Raw genomic sequence first — 25762 nt, 5'->3', positions numbered from 1 at the left:
ACGCGAGCCACCCCCTACTTTCGGCACCTCTTGACGTCACTCCGAGCCAGGCTTATTGTCAACGCATCGGTTGATAAACAGATTGGTTGATAAAGATGACGGTTGACGAGGAGGCGCTGGACCGGGCGTTCACCGCCCTCGGCGACCCGGTGCGCCGCGCGCTGATCGCCCGGCTCTCCCGCGGCGAGGCGACGGTCAACGAGCTGGCCGAGCCCTTCGCGATCACGAAGCAGGCGGTCTCCCGGCACATCCAGGTGCTCGAGCAGGCCGGGCTGATCACGCGGAGCCGGGACGGGCAGCGCCGTCCGTGCCACCTCGTGCCGTCCGCCCTCGAAGCCCTCACCGGCTGGATCGACACCTACCGGCTGGCCACCGAACGCACCCACCGGCGGCTCGACGCCGTCCTGGAAACCCTGGAGGAAACCGAATGAGCACCACCATCACCGCCCAGCCCGGCACCCCGTTCATCGAGGTCGTCCGCGAGTTCGCCGCGCCGCCGGCCGCCGTGTTCCGCGCGCACCGCGAGCCCGGCCTGGTCCAGCAGTGGCTCGGCCCGGCCGACCTGGAGATGGAGATCTTCGAGTACGACGTCCGGTCCGGCGGGAGCTACCGGTACGCGCACCGGGCCGAGCGCGGCGAGTTCTTCTTCCGCGGCGTGTTCCACAGCGTCTTCCACAGCGACGAGGACGGCGGCCGGATCGTGCAGACCTTCGAGTTCGAAGGCGCGCCGGGCGAGGTCAGCCTGGACACCACGACCTTCACCGGCCTCGGCGACGGCCGGACGCGGATGCGCACCCACTCGGTGTTCCCGTCGGTCGAGGCGCGCGACGCGGCCATCGCGAACGGCATGGAGGGCGGCATCACCGAGTCGTACGACCGGCTCGACACCCTGCTCGAGAAGGAGAGCTGACATGGCGGTGACGGCGAGCTTCTGCATGTCCCTCGACGGCTTCGTGGCCCGCCCCGACAACAGCGTCGGGCCGCTCTTCGACTGGTACGAGGGCGGTCACGTCGCGGTGCCGATGGTCGGCTACCCGATCACGTTCCACGTCGCCGAAGCGAGCGCGGACTACCTCCGGCGGCACCTGGCGCAGGCCGAGCACAGCGCGTTCGTCTGCGGCCGCACGGTGTTCGAGTACACCCGCGGCTGGGGCGGCAACCCGCCCGGCGGCGGCAAGGCGTTCGTCGTGACGCATCGCCCGCCGCCCGCGGACTGGCCGGAAGCGCACCTGGCGCCGTTCACCTTCTGCCCGGACGTCGCGACCGCGATCGAGCGGGCGAAGGCGGCCGGGGACGGCAACGTCGGCGTCTCCGGGCCCAGCATCGCCCGGCAGTGCCTGGACCTCGGCCTGCTCGACGAGCTGAAGATCGACCTGGTGCCCGTCTTCCTCGGCGAAGGCGTCCGCTACTTCGAAAACCTGAGCACCGGCCAGGCCGAGCTGGAGCGGACCGAGGTCGTCGCGGGCGAGGGCGTCACGCACCTGAGCTACCGGGTGCACTACCGGTCCTGAACGGACACTTCCGCCAGCAGCTGGTCGAACGGGACGAAGGACGGCGCCGCGGCCACCGCGGGACGGCCCGCGGCCAGCGACGCCAGCTCGGCGCCCGCGCGCTCGATCCGCCGTTGCAGCGCCCCTTCTCCGCTACCCCAGTCCGACGAAGCCGCGTACACGCCCGTCGCGACCGGGTCCGCCTTCAGGTACCCGAACAGCGGCCGCAGCTGGTAGTCGAGCACCAGCGAGTGCCGCTCGGTGCCGCCGGTCGCGCCGAGCAGCACCGGCTTGCCGACCAGCGACTCCGCGTCCAGAACGTCGAAGAACGACTTGAACAGGCCGCTGTAGCCGGCGGTGAACACCGGCGTGACGGCGATCAGCGCGTCCGCCCCGGTCACCGTTTCGATGGCCGTGCGCAGGTCCGGGCTCGGGAAGCCGGTCAGCAGGTTCTTCGTGACGTCGAGCGCGATGTCGCGCAGCTCGACGACGTCGACCTCGACCGGGGACCCGGCCGCGACCCCGTTGATGGTCGCCGCGGCCAGCCGGTCGGCCAGCAACCGGGTCGAGGACGGCACGGACAGCCCGGCCGTCACCACCGCGAGCTTCATGCCTGACTCCCCACGAGAGCAGCGTCCTTCGACGCCTTCAGCGATTCGTGCGTCGGCGCGTCCGGCACGTGCGACGGGCGCATCGCGTCGAGTTCCTTGCGCAGCACCGGAACCACGTGCTCACCGAGCAGGTCGAGCTGCTCCAGGACGGTCTTCAGCGGCAGGCCGGCGTGGTCCATCAGGAACAGCTGGCGCTGGTAGTCGCCGAAGTGCTCGCGGAAGGTCAGCGTCTTGTCGATGACCTCCTGCGGGCTGCCGACGGTCAGCGGCGTCTGGTCGGTGAACTCCTCCAGCGACGGGCCGTGCCCGTACACCGGCGCGTTGTCGAAGTACGGCCGGAACTCGGTCCACGCGTCCTGCGACTTCGGCCGGATGAACGCCTGCCCACCGAGGCCGACGATGGCCTGGTCCGCGGCGCCGTGGCCGTAGTGCTCGAAGCGCTGGCGGTAGAAGGCGATGAGCTGCTGGAAGTGCTCCTTCGGCCAGAAGATGTGGTTGGCGAAGAAGCCGTCACCGTAGAAGGCGGCCTGCTCGGCGATCTCCGGGCTGCGGATGGAACCGTGCCAGACGAACGGCGGGACGTCGTCGAGCGGGCGCGGCGTGGACGTGAAGCCCTGCAGCGGCGTGCGGAACTTGCCTTCCCAGTCCACCACGTCCTCGCGCCAGAGCCGGCGCAGCAGCGCGTACTTCTCGATGGCCAGCGGGATGCCCTGGCGGATGTCCTCGCCGAACCACGGGTAGACCGGGCCGGTGTTGCCGCGGCCCATCATGAGGTCGACGCGGCCGTCGGCGAGGTGCTGCAGCATCGCGAAGTCCTCGGCGATCTTCACCGGGTCGTTCGTGGTGATCAGCGTCGTCGACGTCGAGAGGATCAGCTTGGACGTCTGCGCGGCGATGTGACCGAGCATCGTCGTGGGCGACGAGGGCACGAACGGCGGGTTGTGGTGCTCGCCGGTCGCGAAGACGTCGAGACCGACCTCTTCGGCCTTGAGCGCGATGCGGACCATCGCCTTGATCCGCTCGTGCTCGCTCGGCGTGGTGCCGGTCGCGGGGTCCGTCGTGACGTCGCCCACCGTGAAGATTCCGAACTGCATGACCTGCTCCCTTTCCGAAGGCGCACCGCCCATCTTACATGCGCGTTCAACTACTTCCAAGCAAGAGATATTCCGGCCGTCAACCCGTGAGGGGCCACCAGCTAAGGTCAAAGGCATGGACGCGGAGTTCGCTCGGCTGGGTTTGGCAGAACGTTCGGTACGACTTCTCACCGGCCGCGACATCTGGGCCTCGATCACCCCACTGCTCAGCCCGCGCCGGAACCTGGTGGCCGCCTTCGGTCACGTCGGTCCCGGCGCGGCCGCCCTGCTGCCGTTGCAGCCGGGCGACACGCTGATCACCGACGCGGGTCTCGACTCGGTACTGGCCGGCACGACGAGCCCGCACGCCCTACTGCACTGGGTGAAGGCCGGCGTGGCCGTGCACTCGCTGCGCGGGCTGAACGCGAAGCTGGTGATCGCGGAGGACGACCCGGCGTTCGTCGTGGTCGGCTCGGCCGACGTCACGGCCGCCGGCCCGCGGCAGCTGTTCGAGGCGGTCACCGTCTCGACCGAGAAGCACACCGTCGAGGAGGCCCAGGAGGCCTGGCTCGAGTGGGCCGACCTCGCCGGGCCCTCCCTGACCGCCGGTGACCTGGAGCCGCTCCTGGAGCAGTATGGCGCCGGCAAGCTGGTCACCCCCGCGCGTCCGGCCACCTCGACGCCTCGCGCAACCGCGCGGCCCGTGGTGACCACCCGCCCGGCCACCCCGGTCCGGCCCGCGGCCGCGACCCCGCCGCCGTCACCGGTGCGTCCGGCCCCGCCCGCGCCTTCGCCGGTGCGTCCGGCCCCGCCCGCCCCGTCACCGGTCCGTCCCGCGGTGACCGAGACGCCCGACACCCCGGCCGAGCCGGAGACGACCGCGCCCGCCGAGGTCGCTGCCACAACCGGTTCCGAGACCCCGGAACCGGTTGCGGCACCGGCCGGAACGGAACCGGCCGAAGAAACCGACGTCCCCCGGCCGTCGTGGCCGCGCCCGGCCGAGCTGTACCTGGTCAGCCTCGTCGAGGGCGGCGAGCCGTCGGCCGAGGCCGAGTACCGGCTGGAAGAGCTGTCCCGCGAGTACTCCCACCCCGGCGAAAACGGCGAAGCACCCTTCCGTGTCGAACTGTTCTGGGCCGACGACGGCCAGGGCCAGGACCCGCCGCGCACCCTGCGCGGCGGCGTGCACGTGATCCGCGTCTACAGCCAGAAGCAGGGCCGGGCGCTGGTCGGGTCGCGGACCGAGGCCCCCGGTCTCGTGCTGCAGGCCTACACCGACGAGTTCGCCTACCCGCGCCGCACGTACTGCTACCTCCTGACCCGCGAGACCGCGGCGCAACCGGCGTTCGGGGACCTGCGCAAGGGCCTCGCCACGATCGGCGAAAAGCCGAACTTCCGGAACAGCTTCCAGGTCCCGCGGAAGATCGAAGCCCTGCTCGCCCTGTGGCCCGACCTCGGTTTCGACCCTCGCTAGGGGGCGGTTCACGCCACACCGGGGGACGGACGCGCGGAAGTTGTCGGGGCAGGCGGATATCCTGCAGTACGGTGCAGGCCGAGTCCGCACCTCACCGAACCTTCGCGAGCCACGATCCGGGAGAACGACCCTGTGACTGCCGAGACCTTGTACGGGGCCGACGACCTGACGCACCTCGAGGGGCTCGAGGCCGTCCGCAAACGCCCCGGGATGTACATCGGCTCCACCGACAGCCGTGGCATCAACCACCTCTTCTCCGAGGTGGTGGACAACTCCACGGACGAAGGTGTGGCCGGCCACGCCACGCGCGTCGTCGTCACGCTGCACGCCGACAGCAGCGTCCAGGTCGACGACGACGGCCGCGGCATCCCCACCGGAACCCACGCCAAGTCCGGTTTGTCCGGCGTCGAACTGGTGCTGACCCGGCTGCACGCCGGCGGCAAGTTCGGCGGCTCCGGCTACAAGACCTCCGGCGGCCTGCACGGCGTCGGCGCGTCGGCGGTCAACGCGCTGTCGCACCGCTTCGACGTCACGGTGAAGCAGGACGGCAAGGTCCACCAGATGTCGTTCAAGCACGGCGTCCCCGGCATCTTCGACGCGCCCGGCCCGAAGGCGAAGTTCACCCGCCACTCCGGCCTGAACGTCGTCGGCAAGATGAAGCGCGGCGAGCGCGGCGGCACGTCGATCCGCTACTGGTACGACTCCCGCTACTTCGAGTCCGGCTCGGCGCTGGACGTCGAGGGCGTGCGGGCGAAGCTGCGCAACACCGCGTTCCTCGTCCCGGGCGTCACGTACGTGCTGCGCACGGCCATCGAGGACACGATCAACGAGGAGACCTTCCACTTCCCGAACGGGCTGGTGGACATGGTCGACTTCCTCACGCCCTCGGGCGAGAAGCCGGTCTGCGGCACGCTGATGATCACCGGCGAGGGCACGTACAAGGAGAACGCGGCCGACGCGGCGGGCGTCATGCAGTCCAATGTGGAGCGCCGCGCCGAGATCGAGGTGGCGCTGCGCTGGGGCACCGGCTACGAGCGCACGGTCGAGTACTTCACCAACACGATCCGCAACGTCCACGGCGGCACGCACCGCCGCGGCTTCGACCGCGCGATGGCGAAGGCGTTGCAGGACGCCATCTCCAAGACCCGCGGGCTGCTCAAGCCCAAGGAGGACATGCCGACCATCGAGGACGTCCTCGAGGGCATGACCGCCGTGATCCACGTCCGGCTGCCGGAGCCGCAGTTCACGTCGCAGACCAAGGACGAGCTGTCCACCGCCGGCATCACCCGCGTCATCCAGGGCATCGTCGACAAGCAGGTCAAGGCCTGGACCGAGGACCGCCGGACCAAGTCCGAGGCGAAGGTCGTGCTGCAGAAGGTGGTCGACGCCTCCCGCGTCCGGCTCACCCAGAAGCAGCAGAAGGACGCCGCGAGGCGCAAGACCGCGCTGGAGGGCGCGGCGATGCCGCCGAAGCTGGTCGACTGCCGCACCACCGGCGTCTCGCGCAGCGAGCTGTTCCTGGTGGAGGGTGACAGCGCGCTCGGGTCGGCCCGGATGGCGCGCGTGTCGGAGTACCAGGCGCTGCTGCCGCTGCGGGGCAAGATCCTGAACGTGCAGAAGGCGTCGCTGGGCGACACGCTGAAGAACGCCGAGATCGCGTCGATCGTGCAGGTGCTGGGCGCGGGCACCGGCCGCACGTTCGACCTGACGACCATGCGCTACGGCCGGGTGATCCTGATGGCCGACGCGGACGTCGACGGCTCGCACATCCGGACCCTGCTGATCACGCTGTTCGCCAAGTACATGCGCCCGGTGATCGAGGATGGCCGGCTGTACGCGGCGATGCCACCGCTGCACAAGCTCGTCACGAAGGGCCGCAACCCGGAGACGCACTTCACGTACACGCAGCAGGAGATGGAGTCCAAGTACGCGGAGCTGGAGCGAGCGGGCAAGAGCATCGTCACGCCGGTGCCGCGGTTCAAGGGCCTCGGCGAGATGGACGCCGACGAGCTGTGGGACACCACGATGAACCCGGCCAGCCGCTCGGTCCGCCGGATCACCATGGACGACGCCGAGGCCGCCGAGAGCGCGCTGGAGCTGCTGATGGGCGAGAAGGTCGAACCCCGGCGCAACTGGCTGGTCGCCTCCTCGGACCGCATCGACCGCGACGCCATCGACGCTTGATATTTTCGTAGCTACCAAGGAGTTCTGCCGTGGCACGCCGCAAGGGCACCACCACCAAGGTCGATCCCAGCGCGTTCGACTCCGCCGGTGCGAACGTCTTCGACAACTCGCTGAAGACCGAGATCGAGGACTCGTACCTGGAGTACGCGTATTCGGTCATCCACTCACGCGCCCTCCCGGACGCCCGTGACGGCCTGAAGCCGGTGCACCGCCGGATCCTCTTTTCCATGCACGAGCAGGGTTACCGGCCCACGCACGCGTATGTGAAGTCGTCCCGTGTCGTCGGTGACTGCTTCGTCCGCGGCGCGTTGGTGTCGACCCCGGACGGATTACGGCCGATCGAAGAGATCGAGATCGGCGAGCAGGTCCTCGACAGCCGGGGCCGGGCGGTACCCGTCACCGAGGTCTACGAGAACCCGGTGTCCGAACTCGTGCGGGTCACGTGGTCGAACGGGCACACGATGCTCGTGACGCCGGGCCAGCGGTTCCGGACCGTGGCCGAGGACTCGACGCTGACCTGGACGGACGCCCGGGATCTCACCGGACGGCTGACCGTCGCGTACGGCAACGCCCGCCGGGAAACCACGCCGGCCGGTGGCGATCGCTACGCCTACCTCCTCGGCTTGATCACCGCCGAGGGCTTCGCGGTCGACCGGAACCGTGACGCGGACGGCCGGGTCCGGATCCACATGTGCGACGTCGAACCGCTCGACGCGGTGCACGACTGGGCGACGGCCAACGGCCTCGGCGTGTCTCGGGGAACCCGCGCCGCGGCGAAACCGGAATGGCGCGACCAGCACATCCTCACCTTTTCGCGCCACGAAGGCCTGCTCGCGGCCGGGAGTCCGCTCAGCGACGCGAAGGCCGTTCCGGCGGAGGTCCTCGCCGACCGGTCTTCCTGGGCGCCCTTCCTCGCCGGGATCTTCGACGGCGACGGCTACATCCGCAAGAACCACCGCGAGATCGTCTACGTCAGTACGAGCGAAACGCTCGTCCGGCAGGTCTACGCGATGCTCGCGGATCTGGGCGTCCACGGCCACCACTGGAGCACCCCGAAGCCTGACGGCCACAAGACCCTGCTGGGCCTGTCCGTCACCGGGTCCGACGCCGCGGCGCTGGCCCGCATCCTGACGCCGTGGATCAAGATCGGCTACAAGAAGAGCGCGCTGGAAAACCTCACGGAAATCGCCTACGGCAACGCCTTCCGCGCTTCCCTGTCTGCGGTCAGCGGGACCAAAGTCCGCTACGGCAAGGACAGGCACGGCACCGCACTGGCCGACCGCTCGTTCCCGCTCTCCCGGGCCTGCCAAGACGGCTGGATCGACAAGCTGCGCCGGATCGGCTCTCCTCTCGCCGACAACCTCGACGCGCTGAAGGGGTTCTCGTTCCTCGAAGTCGTCTCGGTCGAGCCGGTCGAGCCGGACGTCACCTACGACATCCAGGTCGGTAGCGACGATCACGAGTTCACGGCCGAGGGTTTCGTCGTCCACAACTGCATGGGCAAGTACCACCCGCACGGTGACACCGCGATCTACGACGCGATGGTCCGCCTCGCGCAGGACTTCTCGCTGAACGCGCCTCTCATCGACGGGCACGGAAACTTCGGCTCACCGGACGACGGCCCGGCCGCCTCGCGATACACCGAGGCCCGCATGTCCCCCGAGGCCATGCAGCTCGTCGGGGAGCTCGGCGAGGACACCGTCGACTTCCGGCCCAACTACGACGGGTCGCTCGAAGAGCCGACCGTGCTGCCCGCGGCGTTCCCGAACCTGCTGGTCAACGGTACGTCCGGGATCGCGGTCGGGATGGCGACCAACATGATCCCGCACAACCTCGGCGAGGTCGTCGCCGCGGCGCGGTGGCTGATCACGCACCCGACCGCGACGCTCGACAAGCTGATGGAGTTCGTCCCCGGACCCGACCTGCCCACCGGTGGCAAGCTGCTGGGCCTCGACGAGGTGCGCCGCGCGTACGAGACCGGCCGCGGTGTGGTCCGGATGCGCGCGAACGTCGAGACCGGGCCGCTCGAAGGCAGCCGCGGGCGGCAGGCGATCACCGTCACCGAGCTGCCCTACGGCGTCGGGCCGGAGAAGGTGATCGAGAAGATCACCGACGAGGTCAACAAGTCCAAGCGGCTCACCGGCATCGCCGACGTCAAGGACCTCACCGACCGCGAGAACGGCACGCGGCTGGTCATCGAGTGCAAGGTCGGCGTCAACCCGCAGGCGCTGCTGGCCGACCTCTACCGGCTGACGCCGCTGGAGCAGTCGTTCGGTATCAACAACCTCGTCCTCGTCGACGGCCAGCCGCAGACGCTGGGACTCAAGGAGCTGCTGGAGGTCTTCCTCCGGCACCGCTACGAGGTCGTCACGCGGCGCACGAAGTACCGGCGCCGCAAGCGTGAAGAGCGGCTGCACCTGGTCGACGGCCTGCTGATCGCCCTGCTGAACATCGACAAGGTCATCAAGCTCATCCGCGAAAGCGACAACGCGCAGGCCGCGAAGGACGGCTTGATGACGCGGTTCAAGCTGTCGGAGATCCAGGCGACCTACATCCTCGACACCCCGCTGCGCCGGCTGACCAAGTACGACCGGCTCGAGCTGGAGTCGGAGCAGGAGCGCCTGCGCGAGGAGATCGCGGAGCTGAGCAAGATCCTCGACGACGAGTCGGTGCTGAAGAAGCTCGTCTCGTCGGAGCTGGCGAAGATCGCGAAGGACTTCCCGACCGAGCGCCGCACCGCGCTGATCGACGGCGACCTGAAGGAGGTCCTGGCCGCGTCGAAGCCGTCCGGGCCGCTGGAGGTCGAGGACGACCCGTGCCAGGTGATCCTGTCGGCGACCGGGCTGGTCGCGCGCACGGCGGCGGAGTCCGAGGAGTCGACGGAGACGCGCCGGCGCAACGGCCGCGTGAAGCACGACGCGGTGTCGGCGGTGGTCCACACCACGGCCCGCGGCCAGATCCTGCTGGTGACGAGCCGCGGCCGGGCGTTTAAGACGGACGTCCTGCCGTTGCCCGTGCTGCCGGAGCAAGCGGGCACAGTGTCCCTGCGCGGCGGTATGGCGGCACGCGAGCTGATCCCGCTGGAAAAGGGCGAGACGGTCGTCGGCATCGCCCCGCTGGGCGAGCAGGCGGCGGGCTCCCCCGGCCTGGCGCTGGGCACCCGGGCCGGCGTTGTGAAGGTCTGTTCGCCGGAGTGGCCGGTCCGCTCGGACGAGTTTGAGGTCATTTCCTTGAAGGACGGCGACGAGGTCGTCGGCGCAACCTGGCTTCGCGATGGCTCGGAGACGCTGGCGTTCGTGACGTCGGAGGCGTCGCTGCTGAAGTACGCGGCCTCGCTGGTCCGCCCCCAGGGCCTGAAGGGCGGCGGCATGGCGGGCATCAACGTGGGCGCGGGCTCGGCGGTCTTCTTCGGAGCGGTCCGCACGGACGACGACGAGCACGGCGAGCCGATGGTGATCACGGCAACGGGCGTGAGCGTGAAGGTGACCCCGTTCAGCGAGTACCCGGCCAAGGGCCGGGCGACGGGCGGGGTGCGAGCACAGCGTTTCCTGAAGGGCGAAACAGCGCTCAGGGTCGCCTGGATCGGCCCGCGTCCGGCGGGTTCGGCCCGCAACGGAGACCCGGTGGAACTGCCGGAGGTGGACGTCCGCCGCGACGGCTCGGGTCACGCCCACCCCGGCCCGGACGTGGTGGGCCACCTCATCGAGCGCGACTGACGGTCGTGAGTGAGAAACAGTGTTCTAACACTGTTTCTCACTCACGACCCGGTCAGGCCAGCAGGGCTTTGGCGATGTGGGTCACCTGGATCTCGTTGCTTCCGGCGTAGATCATCAGCGACTTGGCGTCCCGGGCCAGCTGTTCCACCCGGTACTCCGCCATGTACCCGTTGCCGCCGAACAGCTGCACCGCTTCCATCGCCACCTCGGTCGCGGCCTCCGACGAGTACAGCTTCATCGCCGACGCCTCGGCCAGCGAAGGACGCATCCCCGCCCGTAGCTTGGCCACCGTCTGGAACACCATGTTCTGGACGTTGATCCGGGCCACCTCCATCTTCGCCAGCTTCAGCTGGATCAGCTGGAACCGCCCGATCTCCTGGCCCCACAGCGTCCGCGACTTGGCGTACGAGATGCACAGCCGCTGGCATTCGTTGATGATCCCCAGCGACAACGCCGCCACGCCCACCCGCTCCGCCGCGAAACTCTCCCGCGCGTCCGACGAACCCGACGAGGACAACAGGCGGTCCGCACCCAGCCGGACGTCGGAGAAGAACAGCTCGCCCGTCGGGGACGACATCATGCCCATCTTCTTGAACGCCTTGCCCTGCACGAACCCCGGCATCCCGCGATCCAGCACAAAGGCGAGCACCGGACGGTCCCGCGGCGGCGACCCGTCATCCAGCTTCGCGTAGACCACCGCGACATCCGCGAAAGGCCCGTTCGTGATGAACGTCTTCTGGCCGTTCAGCACATATTCGTCACCGGAACGACGGACCGTGGTCTGCATGCCGCCGAACGCGTCCGACCCCGAATCCGGTTCCGTGATCGCCCAGGCACCGACCTTCTCGAACGTCGCCAAGCCCGGCAGCCAGCGTTCCTTCTGCTCCTGAGAACCCTTCGACAGGATCGTCGCCGCGGTCAGGCCCAGCGAAACGCCGAGAGAAGCCACGATGCCCAGGCTCACCCCAGCCAGCTCTTCCGGCGCTCCGGGCAGAGTTGTCCACAGCCTTTCTCGAATGTGGACAACGTCGCGACCAGAGCCTCGGACCGCCGGATTCGTCGGGTGCGACCGATAGACTGGACGTGGGACGCCCCCCTGGGAGGGTGGGGGCCGTCCGGACCAGCCGCCGTTGGCCAACGGGCCGGGATCAGCACCGAAGGTCGTGCGAGTCGCGGACCAGCAGGTCCGTCTCGGACCACTCGATCACGGCAGCCTCGCCGCGATGTCGTCGATCGCCCACGGGCCTTCGGTTTCGATGACCTTGACGTCGTGCCAGCCGGCCAGCTCCGAGATCGCACCACCCTGGACCGCGAACACCTTGCCCGTCAGAGTGCACTTCTCGGACGCCAGATAAGCCACCAACGGCGAGATGTTGGCCGGTGAGAACGCGTCGAACTCCCCGTCGGCCACCGGTGCCGCGAAGATCGCGCCCATGCCCGGGGTCGCCAGCGTCAGCCGCGTCCGGGCGATCGGCGCGATGGCGTTGACGCGCACGCCGTAGCGCTCCAGTTCGGCCGCCGCGACCAGCGTCATCGCCGCGATGCCCGCCTTCGCCGCGCCGTAGTTGACCTGGCCCGCGTTCGGCAGCGTCACGCCGGACGCCGACGCCGTGTTGACCACCGACGCCGCGACCTCAGAACCCGCCTTCGAAGCCGATTTCCAATAAGCCGCCGCGTGGTGCAGCACCGCCGCGTGCCCCTTCAGGTGCACCGCGATGACGTCGTCCCACTGCTGCTCGGTGATCCCGGCGACGAACGCGTCGCGCAGGATGCCCGCGTTGTTGACCACGACGTCCAGCCGCCCGAACTCCGCGACCGCCTGGTCGACCAGCTCCGACGCGCCCGCCCACGACGTCACGCTCGACGTGTTGGCCACCGCCTCCCCACCCAGCGCGCGGATCTCCGCGACGACGTCGGACGCCGGCCCGGAGGACGAGCCGCTGCCGTCGTTGTCACCGCCGAGGTCGTTGACGACCACCCGCGCGCCCTCGCGGGCGAACAGCAGCGCGTGCTCCCGCCCGATCCCGCGCCCGGCGCCGGTGATGAGCGCGACGCGCCCGTCGAGTGCACCCATCAGCTGTCTCCGATCTCGGCGAGGCCGTCCTTGACGACGACCTTGTCTCCCACAGTGGTTTCGAAGGCGAAAACGCCGGAGCCCGCGTCCCAGATCGACGTCGAGACGTCCTGGCCCGGCAGCACCGGCGACGCGAACCGCACAGCCAGCCGCCGCAGCCGGTCCACATCGGACCCGGCGACCTCGGTCAGCAGAGCCCACGACGTGAACGCCATCGTGCACAGCCCGTGCGCGATGATCCCCGGCAACCCCGCGGCCCGGGCGACCTCGTCGTCGAGGTGGATCGGCATCGGGTCGCCGGCGGCCGGGCCGTAGCGGAACGTCTGGTCGTCGTCGACGTGCTGGCTGACCTTCGCCACCGGGGCCGAGGAACGCAAGGACTCGTCGAACCGGTGCGAAGGCCCGAGCGAACCCTCCTTCGAACCGGTGTCGAAGCCGCGGACGAAGAACGTCACGTACTGCTCGTTGACCAGTTCGCCACCCGAAGTGCATTCCAGGTAGACGGTCGCGCGCGTGCCCTTCGGCAGGCCCTCGAACCCGGTCATCTTGGCGCGCGACACGAGCGCGTCGCCGGGCCGGATCGGGCGGTGGAACCGGAAGTCCTGCTCGCCGTGCAGCACCTTGCCGAACAACGACGTCGGCACGACTTCGAGCGCCGGTTCCAGCAGTGACTGGAACACCGGCACGATCGCGAACACGGGACTCGCGACGTCACCCGCGCGGTGGGCGGGGATCGGATCGTTGGTCGCCGCCGCGTACTCGGCGAGCCGCTCGCGCGTGACGTCGAAGGACACCGGCTCGGTCCACTTGTCCAGCCCGGTGGCGTCGAACTTCATGCGACCAGGGCCTTGAACTTGTCGAGGGACTCGTCGAGGTTCTTCTTGCCGTCCTTCTCGACGGCCTTGCCGAGCGCCCCGACGATCATCTGCCCGGTGAACTCGGCCTCGATCGAAGCCGCCGAGCCCGAACCGGCCGCCGCGACCGACAGCGAGAACTTGATCTTCACCCCGGCCATCCCGGTGCCGGAGATGACCAGCCGGTGCGGCGCCTCGAAGGAGTCGACGGTCCAGGTGATCGTGTTCGCCATGCCGAGCATCGTGACGACCTCGGAGACCTGGGCGCCCTGCGCGAACTCGGCCGGGACGTCACCCTTCCACTTGGTGTGGATGGTCAGCCACTTCTCGAAGTTGTTCGGGTTCGAGAACTCCGCCCACACCTTGTCCGGCGTGGCCGGCAGCTCGACGGACGCGCTGATCTGGCCCATGGTTCTCCTAAGCTCGCTGGTAGGCGGTGACGACGGCGGCGCCACCGAGTCCGATGTTGTGCTGCAGCGCGGCCCGTACGTCCGGGACCTGCCGCTGGTCCGCGTCGCCGCGCAGCTGCCAGGTCAGTTCGGCGCACTGGGCGAGCCCGGTCGCGCCGAGCGGGTGACCCTTGGAGATCAGCCCGCCGGACGGGTTGACGACCCACCGGCCGCCGTAGGTGGTGTCGTTGTTGTCAACGAGCGTTCCACCTTCACCCTCGTCGCAGAGTCCGAGCGCTTCGTACGTCAGGAGTTCGTTGGCGGAGAAGCAGTCGTGCAGCTCGATCACCTGGAAGTCGTCCGGCCCGAGCCCGGCCTGGTCGTACACCTTGACCGCGGCCTGGCGAGTCATGTCGTAGCCGACGATGTTCTTGGCGCTGCCGTCGAAGGTGCTGCGGAAGTCGGTGGTCATGGCCTGCCCGACGATCTCGATCGCCCGCTCGGCCAGCCCGTTCGTCTCGACGAAGGCCTCGCTGGCCAGGATGGCCGCGCCCGAACCGTCCGACGTCGGCGAGCACTGCAGCTTGGTCAGCGGGTCGTAGATCATCCGGGACGCGAGGATGTCGTCGAGGGAGTAGACGTCCTGGAACTGCGCGTACGGGTTGTTCACCGAGTGCCGGTGGTTCTTCTCGCCGATCTTGGCGAAGTGCTCGGCGGTCGTGCCGTACGCCTTCATGTGCTCGCGGCCGGCGGCGCCGAACATCCACGGCGCGGGCGGGAACAGCACCTCGGAGATCTCGGCGAGCGCCTGCATGTGGTTGCCCATGGGCTGCTCGCGGTCGTCGAACGTCGACCCGAGCGAGCCGGGTTTCATCTTCTCGAAGCCCAGCGCCAGCACGCAGTCCGCGCGGGCGCCGCGGATCGCCTCCGCGGCCAGGTACAGCGCGGTCGAGCCGGTGGAGCAGTTGTTGTTGACGTTCACGACCGGGATCCCGGTCATGCCCAGCTCGTAGACGGCCCGCTGCCCGGACGTCGACTCGCCGTAGACGTACCCGACGTACGCCTGCTCGACGGCGTCGTACCCGAGCCCGGCGTCCGCCAGCGCGTTGGTCCCGGACTCCTTCGCCATCTGCGGGTAGTCCCAGTTCTCACGCCGGCCCGGCTTCTCGAACTTCGTCATCCCGACGCCGACGACGTACACCTTGTTCGCCATGCAACAAACATACAGACCGGCATGTATTTATCAAGAGCGAGACGCGAACCCGCAGGTCGGCGGCAGGAAATTCAGCCCAGTGGGGCCAGCGGACCCGGGTAGCGTGCCGGGTCGAGGCAGCTGCCGAGGCCGTCGACGACCGAGCAGAAGCCCGGCGGCCGCACCGGCGTGTAGCCCGCCGGGACCCCGTGCCCGTCGATCAGCTGCCGGTACGCCGTGACCGCGTCCGTCGGCCGCCGGGTCAGCGACGGATCGGTCGCAGCGTCCACTGTGTACAGACCGAAGCGGGGCTGGTAGCTGCCCCACTCGTAGTTGTCGGTGAGGCTCCAGTAGTTGTAGCCGATCACGTTCATGCCGTCGGCCTTCGCGCGCTGCACCCAGTAGACGTGGTCGCGCAGGTGGTCCGAGCGCGTGTAGCCGTCCGGGCGCGCGTTGCCGTTGTCGGTCGGCATGCCGTTCTCGACGACGTACAGCGGCAGCCCCGGGAACTTCCGCGCGTAGTACCGCAGGGCGTAGTAGATCCCGTCCGGCTGCGGTGTCACCTTCCAGAACTCGCCGCTCGCCGCGTGGATCGCACTGAGGTTGTCGAGGCTCGCGCCGTAGTAGTAGTCGAGGCCGGCGAAGTCGAGTTTGTCGCGCACCTGGTCGAGGAACGACGCGTCCAGCACCCCCTGCACCGCCGGGACGTAGGCGGTGTTGCTGGAGACGAGCGCGCCCGGGTCCAGCTGGTGGATGAGGTCGTACGCGGCACGGTGGACGCGCACCAGCCGGGCCTGCGCCCACGGCAGCTTCCACCCGGCGAGCCCGCCGTTGGCCGTCTCGTTCTGCAGGTAGACGGTCGGTTCGTTGATCGTGATCCACAGCGCGCCGAGGCCCTTGTAGCGGTCGACGACGCGGCGGGCGTTGGCCAGCCAGGCGTCGACCGTGCGATCGCTGTCCCAGCCGCCCTGGTCGGCGACCCAGCCGGGGTAGACCCAGTGGTCGAGGGTGATCATCGGCCGCATGCCGGCGTCGAGGACGTGCCGGACGACGTCGTCGTAGTACGCCAGCTCGGTCTCGTCGACCTGGCCGGGCCGCGGTTCGATCCGGGCCCACTCGACGCTGAAGCGGAACACGTTCACGCCGAGCTGCTTCGCGCGGTCGATGTCGGCGACGTAGTTGTGCCGAAAGTCGACGGACTCGCGGTAGGGCTCCTTGATCGACGACGTCTTCGCCTGCTCGTAGCGGCGCCAATTGCTGTCGGGCGCGGAACCCTCCGCTTGGTAACCCGAGGTCGCGACACCCCAGAAGAACGGCTGGGTGACGGCCACCGCCGGGGACACCCCCGCGAGGAGCCCCGCGAGCACCGTCAGGACCACGAGGACTGAGCTGCGCCGCATCGCTCCCCCATTCATGAAGGAACTTCATGTTAGTGCCGCGGTGACTCGCCGCACATCCACCGAAGGACGGAAGACAATCAAGGTTAAGCAAGGCTAACCTCACTTCGATCTTCACGAAGCCCGGGGGACGTCATGACTGCCGAAGCACCTGCCCTGACCAGGAGCGATCCGCCCAAGCGCGCGGTGCGGCGCTGGTACCGGCGCAAGCCCGTGCGGCGCGCGCTGGTCGTCACGCACCGGTGGACGTCGCTGGTGCTCGGCCTGCTCCTGGTCCTCGAGACCACGGCCGGCGTCATCCTGCTCTACCGCGCCGAGTACTTCCGGGCCACGCACGCCGACTTCTACGCGCACACCGAGAGCGCGCACCCGCTCGGCCTGCAGCAGGCGCGCGACCTCGTCGAGCAGGCGCACCCGGAGTTCTCCGCGGCCTGGGTGAGCAACGACGGCGGGATCATCGCCGTCGGCGACTCCGGCTACACCACCGCCTACGCCGTCGACCCCGGCAGCGGGCACGTCACCGGGCCGCAGAAGCTCACCGACGGCGTCATGGGCTGGCTGACGAACCTGCACGACTGCGCGTTCACCTGCCAGGACGACCCGGGGTACGTGTCGTGGCTGGCCGCGCCGACACCGGTCCCGGAGATGAACTGGGGTGAGCTGATCCTGGTCGTCCTGGGGCTGCTGATGATCCTGCTGGCGATCACCGGGATCGTCGTCTGGTGGCCCGGGTTCAAGAAGTTCTCGCACGGCTTCCGCGTCCGGCTCGGCAAAGGCCGGTTCGCCCGCGACTACGACCTGCACAACGTGATCGGCCTCGTGTCGGTGCCGTTCGTGCTGATGTGGGGCGTCACCGGCGCCGCGTTCTACCTGCCACCGGTGGAAAGCGCGTGGCTGGCGATCACCGGCGGTTCCACTCCGGACGAGGCGAAGTACAGCTTCACGGCGAACCCGGCCGCGCCCGGCACGCCGGTGATCGGCATCGACCAGGCGTCGTCGGCCGCGCTGGCCGCGTCCCCCGGCACGGTCCGCTACCTCGTCCCGCCCGCCGAAGGCACGGACTACTACTCGGTGTCGATCGCCGACGACGGCTACCAGCCGTACGGCGCCCGCGCGTTCTTCGGCGGCGACCGCACGGTGTACGTCGACAGCCACGACGTCACCCATGTGTCCTCTGTGGACGCGGCGTCGGAGCCGGCGGCGAACCGCTTCTACAGCAAGGTCTTCGAGGCCGCGCACTTCGGCTGGCTCGTCGACGGCTGGTGGCGGCTCGTCTGGGTCGTCCTCGGCCTGGCCCCGCTCGCGCTGATGCTCACCGGCATCTCGACGTGGCTCTTCCGCCTGGGCACGAAACGCCGTCGCCGCAAAGCGCGCCGGACGTGATCGAGCCACTGGCCTTCGCGACGACGGTCGTCTGCCTGCTGTCCGGCCTCACCGCTCTGGTCACCGCGGCGCTCGGCCGCTACCGCTGGCCGCGCTGGCGCCCGCTGGCCGTCCTGATCGAATGCGCGCTGCTGGCGCAGGCGATCGTGAGCGCGGTCGGCGACCACCCGGCGGAACCCGGAACACACCTGGCGTACCTGGCGACGTCGCTGGTCGTGCTACCGGCCGGGACGGCGTGGGGCGCCCGCGAAAACACGCGTTCCGCGGGCGCCCTCTTCGCGCTGCTGCTCCTGACGCTCGCCGTCCTGGTCGTGCGGATCAGGACGACGGCGCGCTAGCCGACCTTGAACGACTGGGCGGCGCTGCCGTTGCACGTCGACTGGACCAGCTGGACACTGTCCGCTGTGGACGATCCCGGCACGGTCAGGCACTTGCCCGTGTGACGGACGACCAGGTGGTAGTACCCGCTGCCTTCCGACACCGGCTGCCACTGCTGGTTGTTGCCGCCGCTGTAGGCCCACAGCTGCAGGCCGGCGTTGTCGGTCGTCGCCACGTTCGCGACGTCGATGACCTGCGCCGGGTTGTTCCGGTTGTTGATCCGGTCGTACCCGCCGCTGGTCGGGGCGAACTGGAACTGCTGCGCCGTGGTGCCGTTGCAGGCGTACTGCTGGATCACGGTGCCGTTCGCGCTGGCCGCGGCCCGCGCGTCGACGCACTTGCCGTTCGCCTTGTTCGACACGGCGTACCAGGCCGACGGGTCGATCGAGCCGTCCGGCGGCGGGGTGGTCGTGCCGCCGCCACCGAGCCACTTGAGCCCGTCGAGCAGGAAGCGGTTCTGGTCGGCGCTCTCGAACGTCGACGACAGCGCGGTGTTCGTGTCGTAGTTCATCGCGTTGTGGCCGAAGTTCGAGTAGATCATCTTGTAGTTCTTGTTGGTCCACGAGATCGGGTAGTACCCGCTGTACCAGGTTTGGTTCGGGTCGGTGCCGATCGGGAACGTGGACTGGTCCATCGACGCCAGGATGGTGATGTTGCTGTTCTGGCGCAGGTCGTTCTGCCAGGCGTACCACTCGGACGTCGAGGACTTGATCGTCGCCGGCAGGTTCACCGTCGACGGGTGGGTGCGGTTCTCGATCTTCAGCGTCTCCGGCGTCGGGCCCCACGAGTTCGAGGTGAACCGGCCGGTGCCGAGGAAGTCGTTGTGGAACCAGTTGGCGTACGACGGCGTGCTGCTGTCGTTGTAGGCCGTGACGTGGAAGCCGTAGAACCCGCCGCCGGCCTGCATGTACCGCTGGAAGCCCTGGAACTGCGCCTGCGACTGCGGCTGGTCGTCGAGGAACATCACGACCTGGTACTGGTCGGGCGTGATGGTCGTCAGCTGGTTCCAGTTGGTCGTCGAGGTGTAGGTGAAGCCGTTGGCCGCCGCCTGCTGCGGGAACCAGACGTTGGCCTCCTTTTCGAAGCTGATGTGCGCGGCGTCGTACGTGCCGCTGTAGAAGGCGAGCACCTTGAACGGCGTCGCGGCGTGCGCGATGGGGGCCGCCGGGCTGCCGAGGCTGAGCCCCAGCAGCGCGGCGAAGAACGCCAATATCCGGATCAACGGGCGGCGGGTTCTGGACGGCATACGTGTTCCTTCCGGGTGGGGGCGGGTCACCGATGACGTGGGTAGTGGAGGCCGTAGCCGAAGGGGAACAGCGCGGGCTGGCCGTCGCCGACGTTGATCGGCTGCTGGTCGGCGCTGCGCATCCAGGTCACCGGCAGCTTCCCGGTCGGGTCGTAGTCGCCGAAGAGGACGTCGGAGACACCCTTGCCCTCACTGCCCGGCAGCCACGACTCGACGAGCCCGGCCCAGTCCCCCACCTGCGCCGCGATGTCGAGCGGCCGCCCGGACACCAGGACGACGACCGTCGGCACGCCGGAGTCCTTCAGCTTCTGCAGCGTCGCGAGGTCCGCCGCGTCCAGGCCCATCCCTTGTGGACGGTCGCCCTTCGTTTCGGCGTAAGGCGTTTCCCCCACGACGGCGACGGCGACGTCGTAGCTCTTGTCGATCCCCGTGCCGTCCTTGGCGTAGGTCACCTTCGACGAGCTGCTCTTGATGCCCTGCAGGATCGTGGTGCCGGGGATGACCGGGCCGCTGGTGCCCTGCCAGCCGACCGTCCAGCCGCCGGACTGGTTGCCCATGTCGTCCGCGTTCTTGCCCGCCACGAAGATCTTCTCGTGCTTCGAAAGCGGCAGCACGTGGTGGTCGTTCTTCAGCAGCACCTGGGATTCCCGGACGGCCTGGCGCGCCAGGTCGCGGTGCTCCTTGCTGCCGATGGTCTTCAGGTACCGCCGGTCGGTCAGCGGGTGTTCGAACAGGCCGAGCTCGAACTTCTTGGTGAGGATGCGGCGGTTCGCGTCGTCGATGCGCGACAGCGGCACGCGCCCCTGCTGCACGAGCGTGCGGAGCGTGTCGATGAACTTCTGCCAGTCATACGGCACCATCACCATGTCGATGCCGGCGTTGATCGAGGCCTCGACCTCTTCCGGCGTGAAGCCGGTCTTCCCGTCGATCTTGTCGACGCCGTTGTAGTCCGAGACGACGATCCCCTTGAAGCCCAGCTCCTTCTTGAGGACGTCGTTGATCAGGTACGAGCCGGCGTGCATCTTGACGCCGTTCCAGCTGCTGTAGGAGATCATCACCGAGCCGACCCCGCGGTCGACGGCGGCCTTGAACGGCGGCAGGTGGATCGCGCGCAACTCCTGCTCGCTGATCTCGGTGTTGCCCTCGTTGACGCCGCCGGTCGTGCCGCCGTCACCGACGTAGTGCTTGGCCGTGGCCATGATCGAACCGGGCTGGCCGAGACTCTTTCCCTGCAGGCCGGTGATGATCGACGACATCTGCGTGGCCAGCTGCGGGACCTCGCCGAAGGACTCGTAGGTGCGGCCCCAGCGGTCGTTGCGGGCGACGCACAGGCAGGGCGCGAAGTCCCAGTCGATGCCGGTGCCGGAGACCTCCTCCGCGGTGGCGCGGCCGATCTTCTGCACCAGCTTCGGGTCGCGCGACGCGCCGAGGCCGATGTTGTGCGGGAAGACGGTGGCGCCGTAGACGCCGTTGTGGCCGTGGACGGCGTCGACGCCGTAGATCAGCGGGATGCCGAGCGGCGTGGCGAGGGCGGCCTTCTGGAAGCCGTCGTACATGTCGGCCCAGGTGACGGGCGTGTTCGGCGTCGGCTGCGAGCTGCCGCCGGAGAGCAGCGAGCCGAGGCGCCCGGTGGTGACGTCGGCCGGCGACTTCACGCCGAGGCGTTCGGCCTGCATCATCTGGCCGAGCTTGTCGTCGAGCGACATCCGGCCGAGCAGATCGGCCACCCGGACCTTGACGGGCCGCCAGGAGTCCTTGTAGGCCGGGCCGTTCCCGGCGAGGGCCGGGGTTTCCGACGTCACCAGGAGCCCGAGGGCCAGTGCGCCGATACCCAGTCTGCGTCCGAGACCCATCCGGGTCCTCCTCGTCGAGAGACCGAAATTCACGCCTTGAATTAAGGCACAGGCTTTCGACGTTGGTCCAGACCTCTGAGCGAACTCGGTTGCCACTGAGCGGGATTGCGCTTTCCGGTCACGACCTCCTCGGCCTCCTGGCGGAAGTCCGCCGCCGACTGCTGATCCCGGTCAACGGCCTCACTGACGAGGACGCGGCGAAGCGCACGACGTCCAGCGAGCTGACCCTCGGCGGCTTGATCCGCCACCTCGCGACGGGCGAACGGATGTGGCTGCAGGTCCTGCGATCCGCCGACGGTTCGCTGCCCGAGGGCATGCTGGACACAGCACAGTACGCGATGAGTGGAACGCTTTCCGGCTGGCTTTCGGCCTACTCGGCCGCCGCGGCGTAGACGGACGCGTACGTCTCCGCGTTGCCCTCATTGGACGTCGAGGTGCAGCTGCCGATGACACCGTGGTCCCCGCCGGAGCCGCAGTTCTGGTCCGCACGCCGGATCGCGGACATCATCCGCGAATCCCTGGACGGCGCGAACTCGACGGCCCAGCTGGCTCCCTGAACCCAACGCCGAGCACTCCGGAACTGTCGGTGGCCGCCGGTAGCCTGGAAAACGGGGGCTGCTCAGTTCCGGTCAGCGGTCCGACCGCAGGGAAGCCGGGTCGAACGTGTCCCAGTACTCGTCTTCGTCCTCGGCACTCGAACCAGGAGCAGACGCAGGCGCAGGCACAGGCGCGGAACCGAGCCGTTCTTCCCGCAGCCGCTGGAACTCCTCGACCGTCATGCCCGGGTCGTCGTCCTCCGCGCGGGCCGGGGCGGGCATCCCCGTCATCTGCTCGATCATGGACGTCATGTCCTCGCCGAGCAGCAGCGCGACCTTGTTGTAGCCGTCCTGCGTCGCCTCGCGCATGGCCGCCTGGGCGATCTCCACCACGAGCGGGCCCAGGCGCTCACCCAGGTTGACCGCCGACGGCGCGAGCCACAGCCGCAGCAGCTTGCCGCGGGCGTCGACCGTGGCCTCCACCTGGCCGTCGAGGTCGTGGGCCGTGCCGGACGCGGACGCCAGCAGCTCGTCCACGCGAGCCATCGCCTCTTCGCGGGCCCGGGCCTGGGAAATCAGCTCACGCGTCGTGGGCATCGCCGTTCACCTTCCGTAGGAGACGGACTCGGCGTCCGGGTCGTCGTCCGGGATCGGCTCGTAGCCCAGGACTTCCAGCTGCGACGCGTCCACGACCGGGGCCAGCGCGTGGTACATCTTGTCGCCCGCGCGGCGGGTCGCGCGCTGGGCCAGCTCGAGGATCTGGTCGGCGACGACCGACGACCCGTGCCGCAGCGCGGACCGGTGGATCGTCAGGCCGGTGAGCAGCCCGCCCGGCGCGACCTGGACCTCGATGGCGCCGTCGCCCGAGGATGCCTTGCCCACCACCGGACCCGAACGCTCGAGACGCGCGGACGCCTCGGCGCCCGCCCGGTCCGCCTGCTCGGCGATCCGGGTGGCGGCCAGGTCCATGTCGAATTCAGCCACGATGCGAAGTTACCCCGTCGGCCGGTAGAACCCGATGAACGACTGCCCCGCGTTCGTGGTGCGGATCTTGCTGATCTGGACCGGGTCGCCGGCCTCGATCATCTGGCCGTCACCGATCACCATGGCGACGTGCCCGGACCAGACGACCAGGTCGCCCGGCAGCAGCTGGTCGATCGAGGGCACCTCGGCCCCCACCGTCTGCATCTTCGCCGTGCGCGGCAGCTGCAGGCCGGCGTCCTGGTACGACGTCATGGTCAGCCCGCTGCAGTCGAGGCCCTGCCCGCGCGCGGTGCCGCCCCAGACATACGGCACGCCGAGCTGCGACAACGCCGCGCGCACGGCCTTCGCCGCGGTCTCGTTCGGCGCCATGACCTGCTTGCCGCCGGGCAGGTTGATGCCGACGCCGGTGCCGGGCTGCGGCGGCACCGCGACCGGCAGCCGCGGCTTGTGCACGGCGCCGCCACCACCGCCGCCTCCCCCACCGCCACCGCCGCCCCCGCCGGAGTCCCCGCCCCCGGAGTAGCCGCTGTTGCTGTTGAAGGACGACGCCACCTTCGTCGGCGAAGCGCTGCTCGCCGACGTCGTCTGTTCCGGGCCGCCCAGCCGCGTGCCGATGTCGGTGAGCTGGTTGATCGTCTGCTCGCTGAACGTCGCGGCCTGGCCGGTCAGCTGGCTGATCCTGGTCTGCAGCTTCATCAGGATGTCGCGGGACGCGGCCCCGCGGCTCTCCGGCGGCTGGATGCTCTTGACCGCCGCCAGCGCCTTCATCGACGCCGAGATCTCCTTGATGATCTGGTCGCGGACCTGGTCGTTCCTGATCTGGCCCAGGTTCAGCGTCTCGGCGGCCTCGGCGACGGCCTTCTCGATCTCGGCGCTCTCGTCGAGCAGGTCCTGGACCTCCTGCTCCAGGCTCTTCGACGTCGCCGTCGCGCGGTCGGTCGTCGAGCCGGAGGTGTCCGAGGTCAGGTTGACGCGCTGCGCGGAGGCCGTGTCGTGGGTCTTGCCCATCGACGCCTGCAGCGCGACGTGACCGTCGCGCGCGCCGCTGATCGCGGCCGGGTCGTGGCGCAGCTTGTCGGCGAACTGGTTCGTGGTGTCCAGGTGGTGCCGGACGAGCAGGTCGGCGTGCTCGGTCACGTGAGGTCCGTCCCGAGCCGACGGACGACGTCGCCGTGCTCGGCCTCGACGCCGGCGTAGTTGCGGTCGGTCTGGCGGGCGGCGTCACCCATCGCGCTCCAGCCGCCGCCGACGCGGTGCAGCTTCTCCTGCAGCGCCCGCATCCGGCCGGTGTAGGCGCCGGTCAGGCCGGACTCCGCGCCCATGTCGGAAAAACCGACACCGACGTGCGGGCCGACGTGCTTGTCCGCGGCGCCCTTGACGTCTTCCCCGAGCGGGTCGACCTCACGCGCGTACCGCGAGTACGCGCCGTCGTCGACGTGAAACCCCGAATGCGAACCGTCCACTGGCCCTCCCTGTCACCAGGGATGCGACGTGCTCACGCCACCCCCGGTTCCCCACCCTGCGGGACCAGCCTAAACCACGTTCCGTACCCGGGTGGGCGAATTGCCCGGACTCAGCCGAGCACCCCGGTGAGCCAGCCCTGGTTCTGCCAGTTGACGATCGCGCCGTTCGACACGACCGTCGGCGTGCCGAATCCGCGCTGGCCGCCGCCGAAGTCCTGCGCCAGCTTCGGGTCGTTCTCGATCTGCTGGAACGCGGCGTTGATCTGGTCGTTGTAGGTGCCCGCGTTGACCGTCTGGGCGAACGTCGGATCGGTGATGCCGACGTTCTTGCCCAGGTCGATCAGCTGCGCCTTGTCGTACCCCCGCTTGCCCTCTTCGGGCTGGTTCGCGTACAGCGCGTCGTGGAACTGGAGGAACTTGCCGGCGTCGGCCGCGGCGAGCGACGCGTTCGCCGAGTCGAGCGAGTACCCGGGCGGGCTCGAACGGTCGTTGAGCAGCGGCACCATGTGGTAGCGCACCGCCAGCTTGCCGTCGTTGACCGCCTGCTCGATCTGCGTCTTGTACGTCTTCTCGAACTCACCGCAGATCGGGCAGAGGAAGTCGGCGTAGACGTCGATCGTGGATTTCGCGCCGGCCTTGCCGACGGTGACGACGACGCCGTCGCGCTTCTGCGTGACGTCCGCGGCCAGCGAGCTGGTGGTCTGGCCCGGGTTGATGACCTGGCCCTCGGTCTTGTTCTTGTCGGAGATCGTCCAGATCACGCCGCCGATCACGAGCGCGGCCACGACGACCACGGCGGCGATCCCGATGATCCACTTCCGCCGGTCACCGGACGCGCCCCTGGCCTGGGCCACCACCCGCGCTCCCCCGCTCTGCGCGGCCTGACGACGCTTCCGAGCCGTCCGCTCAGCTCCACCCACTGTGTATCAGTTCCCTTCCGCGATACCCGAGTAGTCGGGCTCGGGCTCGACAGAGTTCCCGCCACTGTTCCCGCGACCTCGCGCCAGCCAGCCGTCGACCGACAGCCAGGTGCGCGGCCGCGCCAGCAGCCAGACGGCCAGCAGCGCGAAACCGGAGTCGCGGAGGATTTCCTGCGGGTACGCGGTCTGCCCCGCCGCCACCTGGCCGCCGCCGCCGAAGCACCCGCAGTCGATGCTCAGCCCGCGCGCCCACGACTGGGCGATGCCGGCGATGAGCACGAGCAGCAGCACCAGCGCGGCGCCGGCGACCCAGCGGGTCAGCAGGCCCGCGAGCAGGAACAGCCCGAGCACCAGTTCGACGAGCGGCAGCGCGACGGCCACCACGTTCACGAGTCCGGCGGGCAGCACGTCGTACGCCTGGACGGCGATCAACGTCTGCCCCGGATCCGCCAGCTTCACGGCACCCGAAACGAGCCAGACGGCAGCCAGCCCGAGCCGGGCGAGCGTGCCGACGGCGTCCAGCACGGGTTGGGACAGTCGCACCA

Annotated in this window: 26 protein-coding genes; 9 read left to right on the top strand and 17 right to left on the bottom strand. The window is 69.3% G+C overall.

The window, feature by feature from the left end; genetic code table 11:
• Window positions 1-95 precede the first annotated feature (95 nt).
• The 3 genes from VA596_RS32665 to VA596_RS32655 are packed head-to-tail and all read left to right on the top strand — an operon-like array spanning window position 96 to window position 1511.
• Window positions 96-431, top strand: a complete 336-nt coding sequence (locus VA596_RS32665) for an ArsR/SmtB family transcription factor (protein ID WP_323332067.1) — start codon at window positions 96-98, stop codon at window positions 429-431.
• Window positions 428-910 (top strand): SRPBCC family protein, encoded by a 483-nt coding sequence (locus VA596_RS32660; protein ID WP_323332066.1) that lies wholly within the window; start codon window positions 428-430, stop codon window positions 908-910. The genes VA596_RS32665 and VA596_RS32660 overlap by 4 nt, the downstream gene beginning before the upstream one ends.
• 1 nt (window position 911) lies before the next feature.
• Window positions 912-1511, top strand: coding sequence for a dihydrofolate reductase family protein (locus VA596_RS32655; protein ID WP_323332065.1), 600 nt, complete (start codon window positions 912-914; stop codon window positions 1509-1511).
• On the opposite strand, the gene VA596_RS32650 is transcribed toward VA596_RS32655, so the two are convergent.
• Together VA596_RS32650 and VA596_RS32645 are read right to left on the bottom strand one after the other, a co-directional pair.
• Window positions 1499-2101 (bottom strand): FMN reductase, encoded by a 603-nt coding sequence (locus tag VA596_RS32650; RefSeq protein WP_323332064.1) that lies wholly within the window; start codon window positions 2099-2101, stop codon window positions 1499-1501. The genes VA596_RS32655 and VA596_RS32650 overlap by 13 nt on opposite strands.
• The gene (locus VA596_RS32645) at window positions 2098-3195 is read right to left on the bottom strand and encodes an LLM class flavin-dependent oxidoreductase (protein ID WP_323332063.1); all 1098 of its coding nucleotides are present in this window, start codon (window positions 3193-3195) and stop codon (window positions 2098-2100) included. Before VA596_RS32645 ends, VA596_RS32650 begins: the two co-directional genes overlap by 4 nt.
• Before the next feature lie 115 nt (window positions 3196-3310).
• Here VA596_RS32645 and VA596_RS32640 point away from each other — a divergent pair, with 115 nt between their 5' ends.
• The 3 genes from VA596_RS32640 (at window position 3311) to VA596_RS32630 (ending at window position 10548) form a co-directional block, all read left to right on the top strand.
• Window positions 3311-4648 carry a hypothetical protein gene (locus tag VA596_RS32640; protein WP_323332062.1) on the top strand — a complete coding sequence of 446 codons (1338 nt, stop codon included), beginning with the start codon at window positions 3311-3313 and terminating at the stop codon, window positions 4646-4648.
• Between the two features lie 132 nt (window positions 4649-4780).
• Window positions 4781-6832 (top strand): DNA gyrase/topoisomerase IV subunit B, encoded by a 2052-nt coding sequence (locus VA596_RS32635; RefSeq protein WP_323332061.1) that lies wholly within the window; start codon window positions 4781-4783, stop codon window positions 6830-6832.
• 29 nt (window positions 6833-6861) lie between these two features.
• Window positions 6862-10548, top strand: coding sequence for a DNA topoisomerase (ATP-hydrolyzing) (locus VA596_RS32630; RefSeq protein WP_323332060.1), 3687 nt, complete (start codon window positions 6862-6864; stop codon window positions 10546-10548).
• A gap of 52 nt (window positions 10549-10600) precedes the next feature.
• Here the strand turns inward: VA596_RS32630 and VA596_RS32625 are convergent, their stop codons facing one another.
• The 6 genes from VA596_RS32625 to VA596_RS32600 form a co-directional block, all read right to left on the bottom strand.
• Window positions 10601-11686 carry an acyl-CoA dehydrogenase family protein gene (locus VA596_RS32625; RefSeq protein WP_323332059.1) on the bottom strand — a complete coding sequence of 362 codons (1086 nt, stop codon included), beginning with the start codon at window positions 11684-11686 and terminating at the stop codon, window positions 10601-10603.
• Window positions 11687-11752: 66 nt separating this feature from the next.
• Window positions 11753-12622, bottom strand: a complete 870-nt coding sequence (locus tag VA596_RS32620) for an SDR family oxidoreductase (protein WP_323332058.1) — start codon at window positions 12620-12622, stop codon at window positions 11753-11755.
• Window positions 12622-13458 carry a MaoC/PaaZ C-terminal domain-containing protein gene (locus VA596_RS32615; protein ID WP_323332057.1) on the bottom strand — a complete coding sequence of 279 codons (837 nt, stop codon included), beginning with the start codon at window positions 13456-13458 and terminating at the stop codon, window positions 12622-12624. The genes VA596_RS32620 and VA596_RS32615 overlap by 1 nt, the downstream gene beginning before the upstream one ends.
• Window positions 13455-13886: a type II toxin-antitoxin system Rv0910 family toxin gene (locus tag VA596_RS32610; protein WP_323332056.1), complete on the bottom strand. Its 432-nt coding sequence runs from the start codon at window positions 13884-13886 to the stop codon at window positions 13455-13457. Before VA596_RS32610 ends, VA596_RS32615 begins: the two co-directional genes overlap by 4 nt.
• A gap of 7 nt (window positions 13887-13893) precedes the next feature.
• Window positions 13894-15078: a lipid-transfer protein gene (locus VA596_RS32605; RefSeq protein WP_323332055.1), complete on the bottom strand. Its 1185-nt coding sequence runs from the start codon at window positions 15076-15078 to the stop codon at window positions 13894-13896.
• A gap of 71 nt (window positions 15079-15149) precedes the next feature.
• Entirely contained in the window at window positions 15150-16457 is a 1308-nt protein-coding gene (locus tag VA596_RS32600) for a family 1 glycosylhydrolase (RefSeq protein ID WP_323332054.1), read from the bottom strand.
• 132 nt (window positions 16458-16589) lie between these two features.
• On the opposite strand from VA596_RS32600, the gene VA596_RS32595 reads away from it, so the two are divergent.
• The gene (locus tag VA596_RS32595; RefSeq protein ID WP_323332053.1) at window positions 16590-17837 is read left to right on the top strand and encodes a PepSY-associated TM helix domain-containing protein; all 1248 of its coding nucleotides are present in this window, start codon (window positions 16590-16592) and stop codon (window positions 17835-17837) included.
• Window positions 17834-18175, top strand: a complete 342-nt coding sequence (locus tag VA596_RS32590; RefSeq protein WP_323332052.1) for a hypothetical protein — start codon at window positions 17834-17836, stop codon at window positions 18173-18175. Before VA596_RS32595 ends, VA596_RS32590 begins: the two co-directional genes overlap by 4 nt.
• Here VA596_RS32590 and VA596_RS32585 read toward each other — a convergent pair.
• Together VA596_RS32585 and VA596_RS32580 are read right to left on the bottom strand one after the other, a co-directional pair.
• Window positions 18172-19461 (bottom strand): RICIN domain-containing protein, encoded by a 1290-nt coding sequence (locus VA596_RS32585; protein ID WP_323332051.1) that lies wholly within the window; start codon window positions 19459-19461, stop codon window positions 18172-18174. The genes VA596_RS32590 and VA596_RS32585 overlap by 4 nt on opposite strands.
• 26 nt (window positions 19462-19487) lie before the next feature.
• Window positions 19488-21314, bottom strand: a complete 1827-nt coding sequence (locus tag VA596_RS32580; protein WP_323332050.1) for a glycoside hydrolase family 3 protein — start codon at window positions 21312-21314, stop codon at window positions 19488-19490.
• 89 nt (window positions 21315-21403) lie between these two features.
• Between VA596_RS32580 and VA596_RS32575 the strand changes: the two genes are divergently transcribed.
• Window positions 21404-21706 carry a mycothiol transferase gene (locus VA596_RS32575; RefSeq protein ID WP_323332049.1) on the top strand — a complete coding sequence of 101 codons (303 nt, stop codon included), beginning with the start codon at window positions 21404-21406 and terminating at the stop codon, window positions 21704-21706.
• Here VA596_RS32575 and VA596_RS32570 read toward each other — a convergent pair.
• The 7 genes from VA596_RS32570 to VA596_RS32540 form a co-directional block, all read right to left on the bottom strand.
• Window positions 21685-21822: a hypothetical protein gene (locus VA596_RS32570; RefSeq protein WP_323332048.1), complete on the bottom strand. Its 138-nt coding sequence runs from the start codon at window positions 21820-21822 to the stop codon at window positions 21685-21687. The genes VA596_RS32575 and VA596_RS32570 overlap by 22 nt on opposite strands.
• 121 nt (window positions 21823-21943) lie before the next feature.
• A complete protein-coding gene (locus tag VA596_RS32565) occupies window positions 21944-22447 on the bottom strand; it encodes a YbaB/EbfC family nucleoid-associated protein (protein WP_323332047.1) in 504 nt (167 codons plus the stop codon).
• A 6-nt stretch (window positions 22448-22453) separates the two neighbouring features.
• Window positions 22454-22834 (bottom strand): YbaB/EbfC family nucleoid-associated protein, encoded by a 381-nt coding sequence (locus VA596_RS32560; protein WP_323332046.1) that lies wholly within the window; start codon window positions 22832-22834, stop codon window positions 22454-22456.
• A gap of 9 nt (window positions 22835-22843) precedes the next feature.
• Window positions 22844-23971 (bottom strand): C40 family peptidase, encoded by a 1128-nt coding sequence (locus VA596_RS32555; protein ID WP_323332045.1) that lies wholly within the window; start codon window positions 23969-23971, stop codon window positions 22844-22846.
• Window positions 23968-24297: a hypothetical protein gene (locus VA596_RS32550; RefSeq protein WP_323332044.1), complete on the bottom strand. Its 330-nt coding sequence runs from the start codon at window positions 24295-24297 to the stop codon at window positions 23968-23970. Before VA596_RS32550 ends, VA596_RS32555 begins: the two co-directional genes overlap by 4 nt.
• Before the next feature lie 110 nt (window positions 24298-24407).
• Window positions 24408-25154 carry a DsbA family protein gene (locus VA596_RS32545; protein ID WP_323332043.1) on the bottom strand — a complete coding sequence of 249 codons (747 nt, stop codon included), beginning with the start codon at window positions 25152-25154 and terminating at the stop codon, window positions 24408-24410.
• Between the two features lie 69 nt (window positions 25155-25223).
• Window positions 25224-25742 carry a MauE/DoxX family redox-associated membrane protein gene (locus VA596_RS32540; RefSeq protein ID WP_323332488.1) on the bottom strand — a complete coding sequence of 173 codons (519 nt, stop codon included), beginning with the start codon at window positions 25740-25742 and terminating at the stop codon, window positions 25224-25226.
• Between the last annotated feature and the right edge of the window lie 20 nt (window positions 25743-25762).

It is taken from the genome of Amycolatopsis heterodermiae (genome assembly GCF_034929455.1).
Taxonomy (GTDB): domain Bacteria; phylum Actinomycetota; class Actinomycetes; order Mycobacteriales; family Pseudonocardiaceae; genus Amycolatopsis; species Amycolatopsis heterodermiae.
The sequence above is the reverse complement of the archived record's forward strand: the minus strand, read 5'-3'. Positions and strand labels throughout refer to the sequence as shown.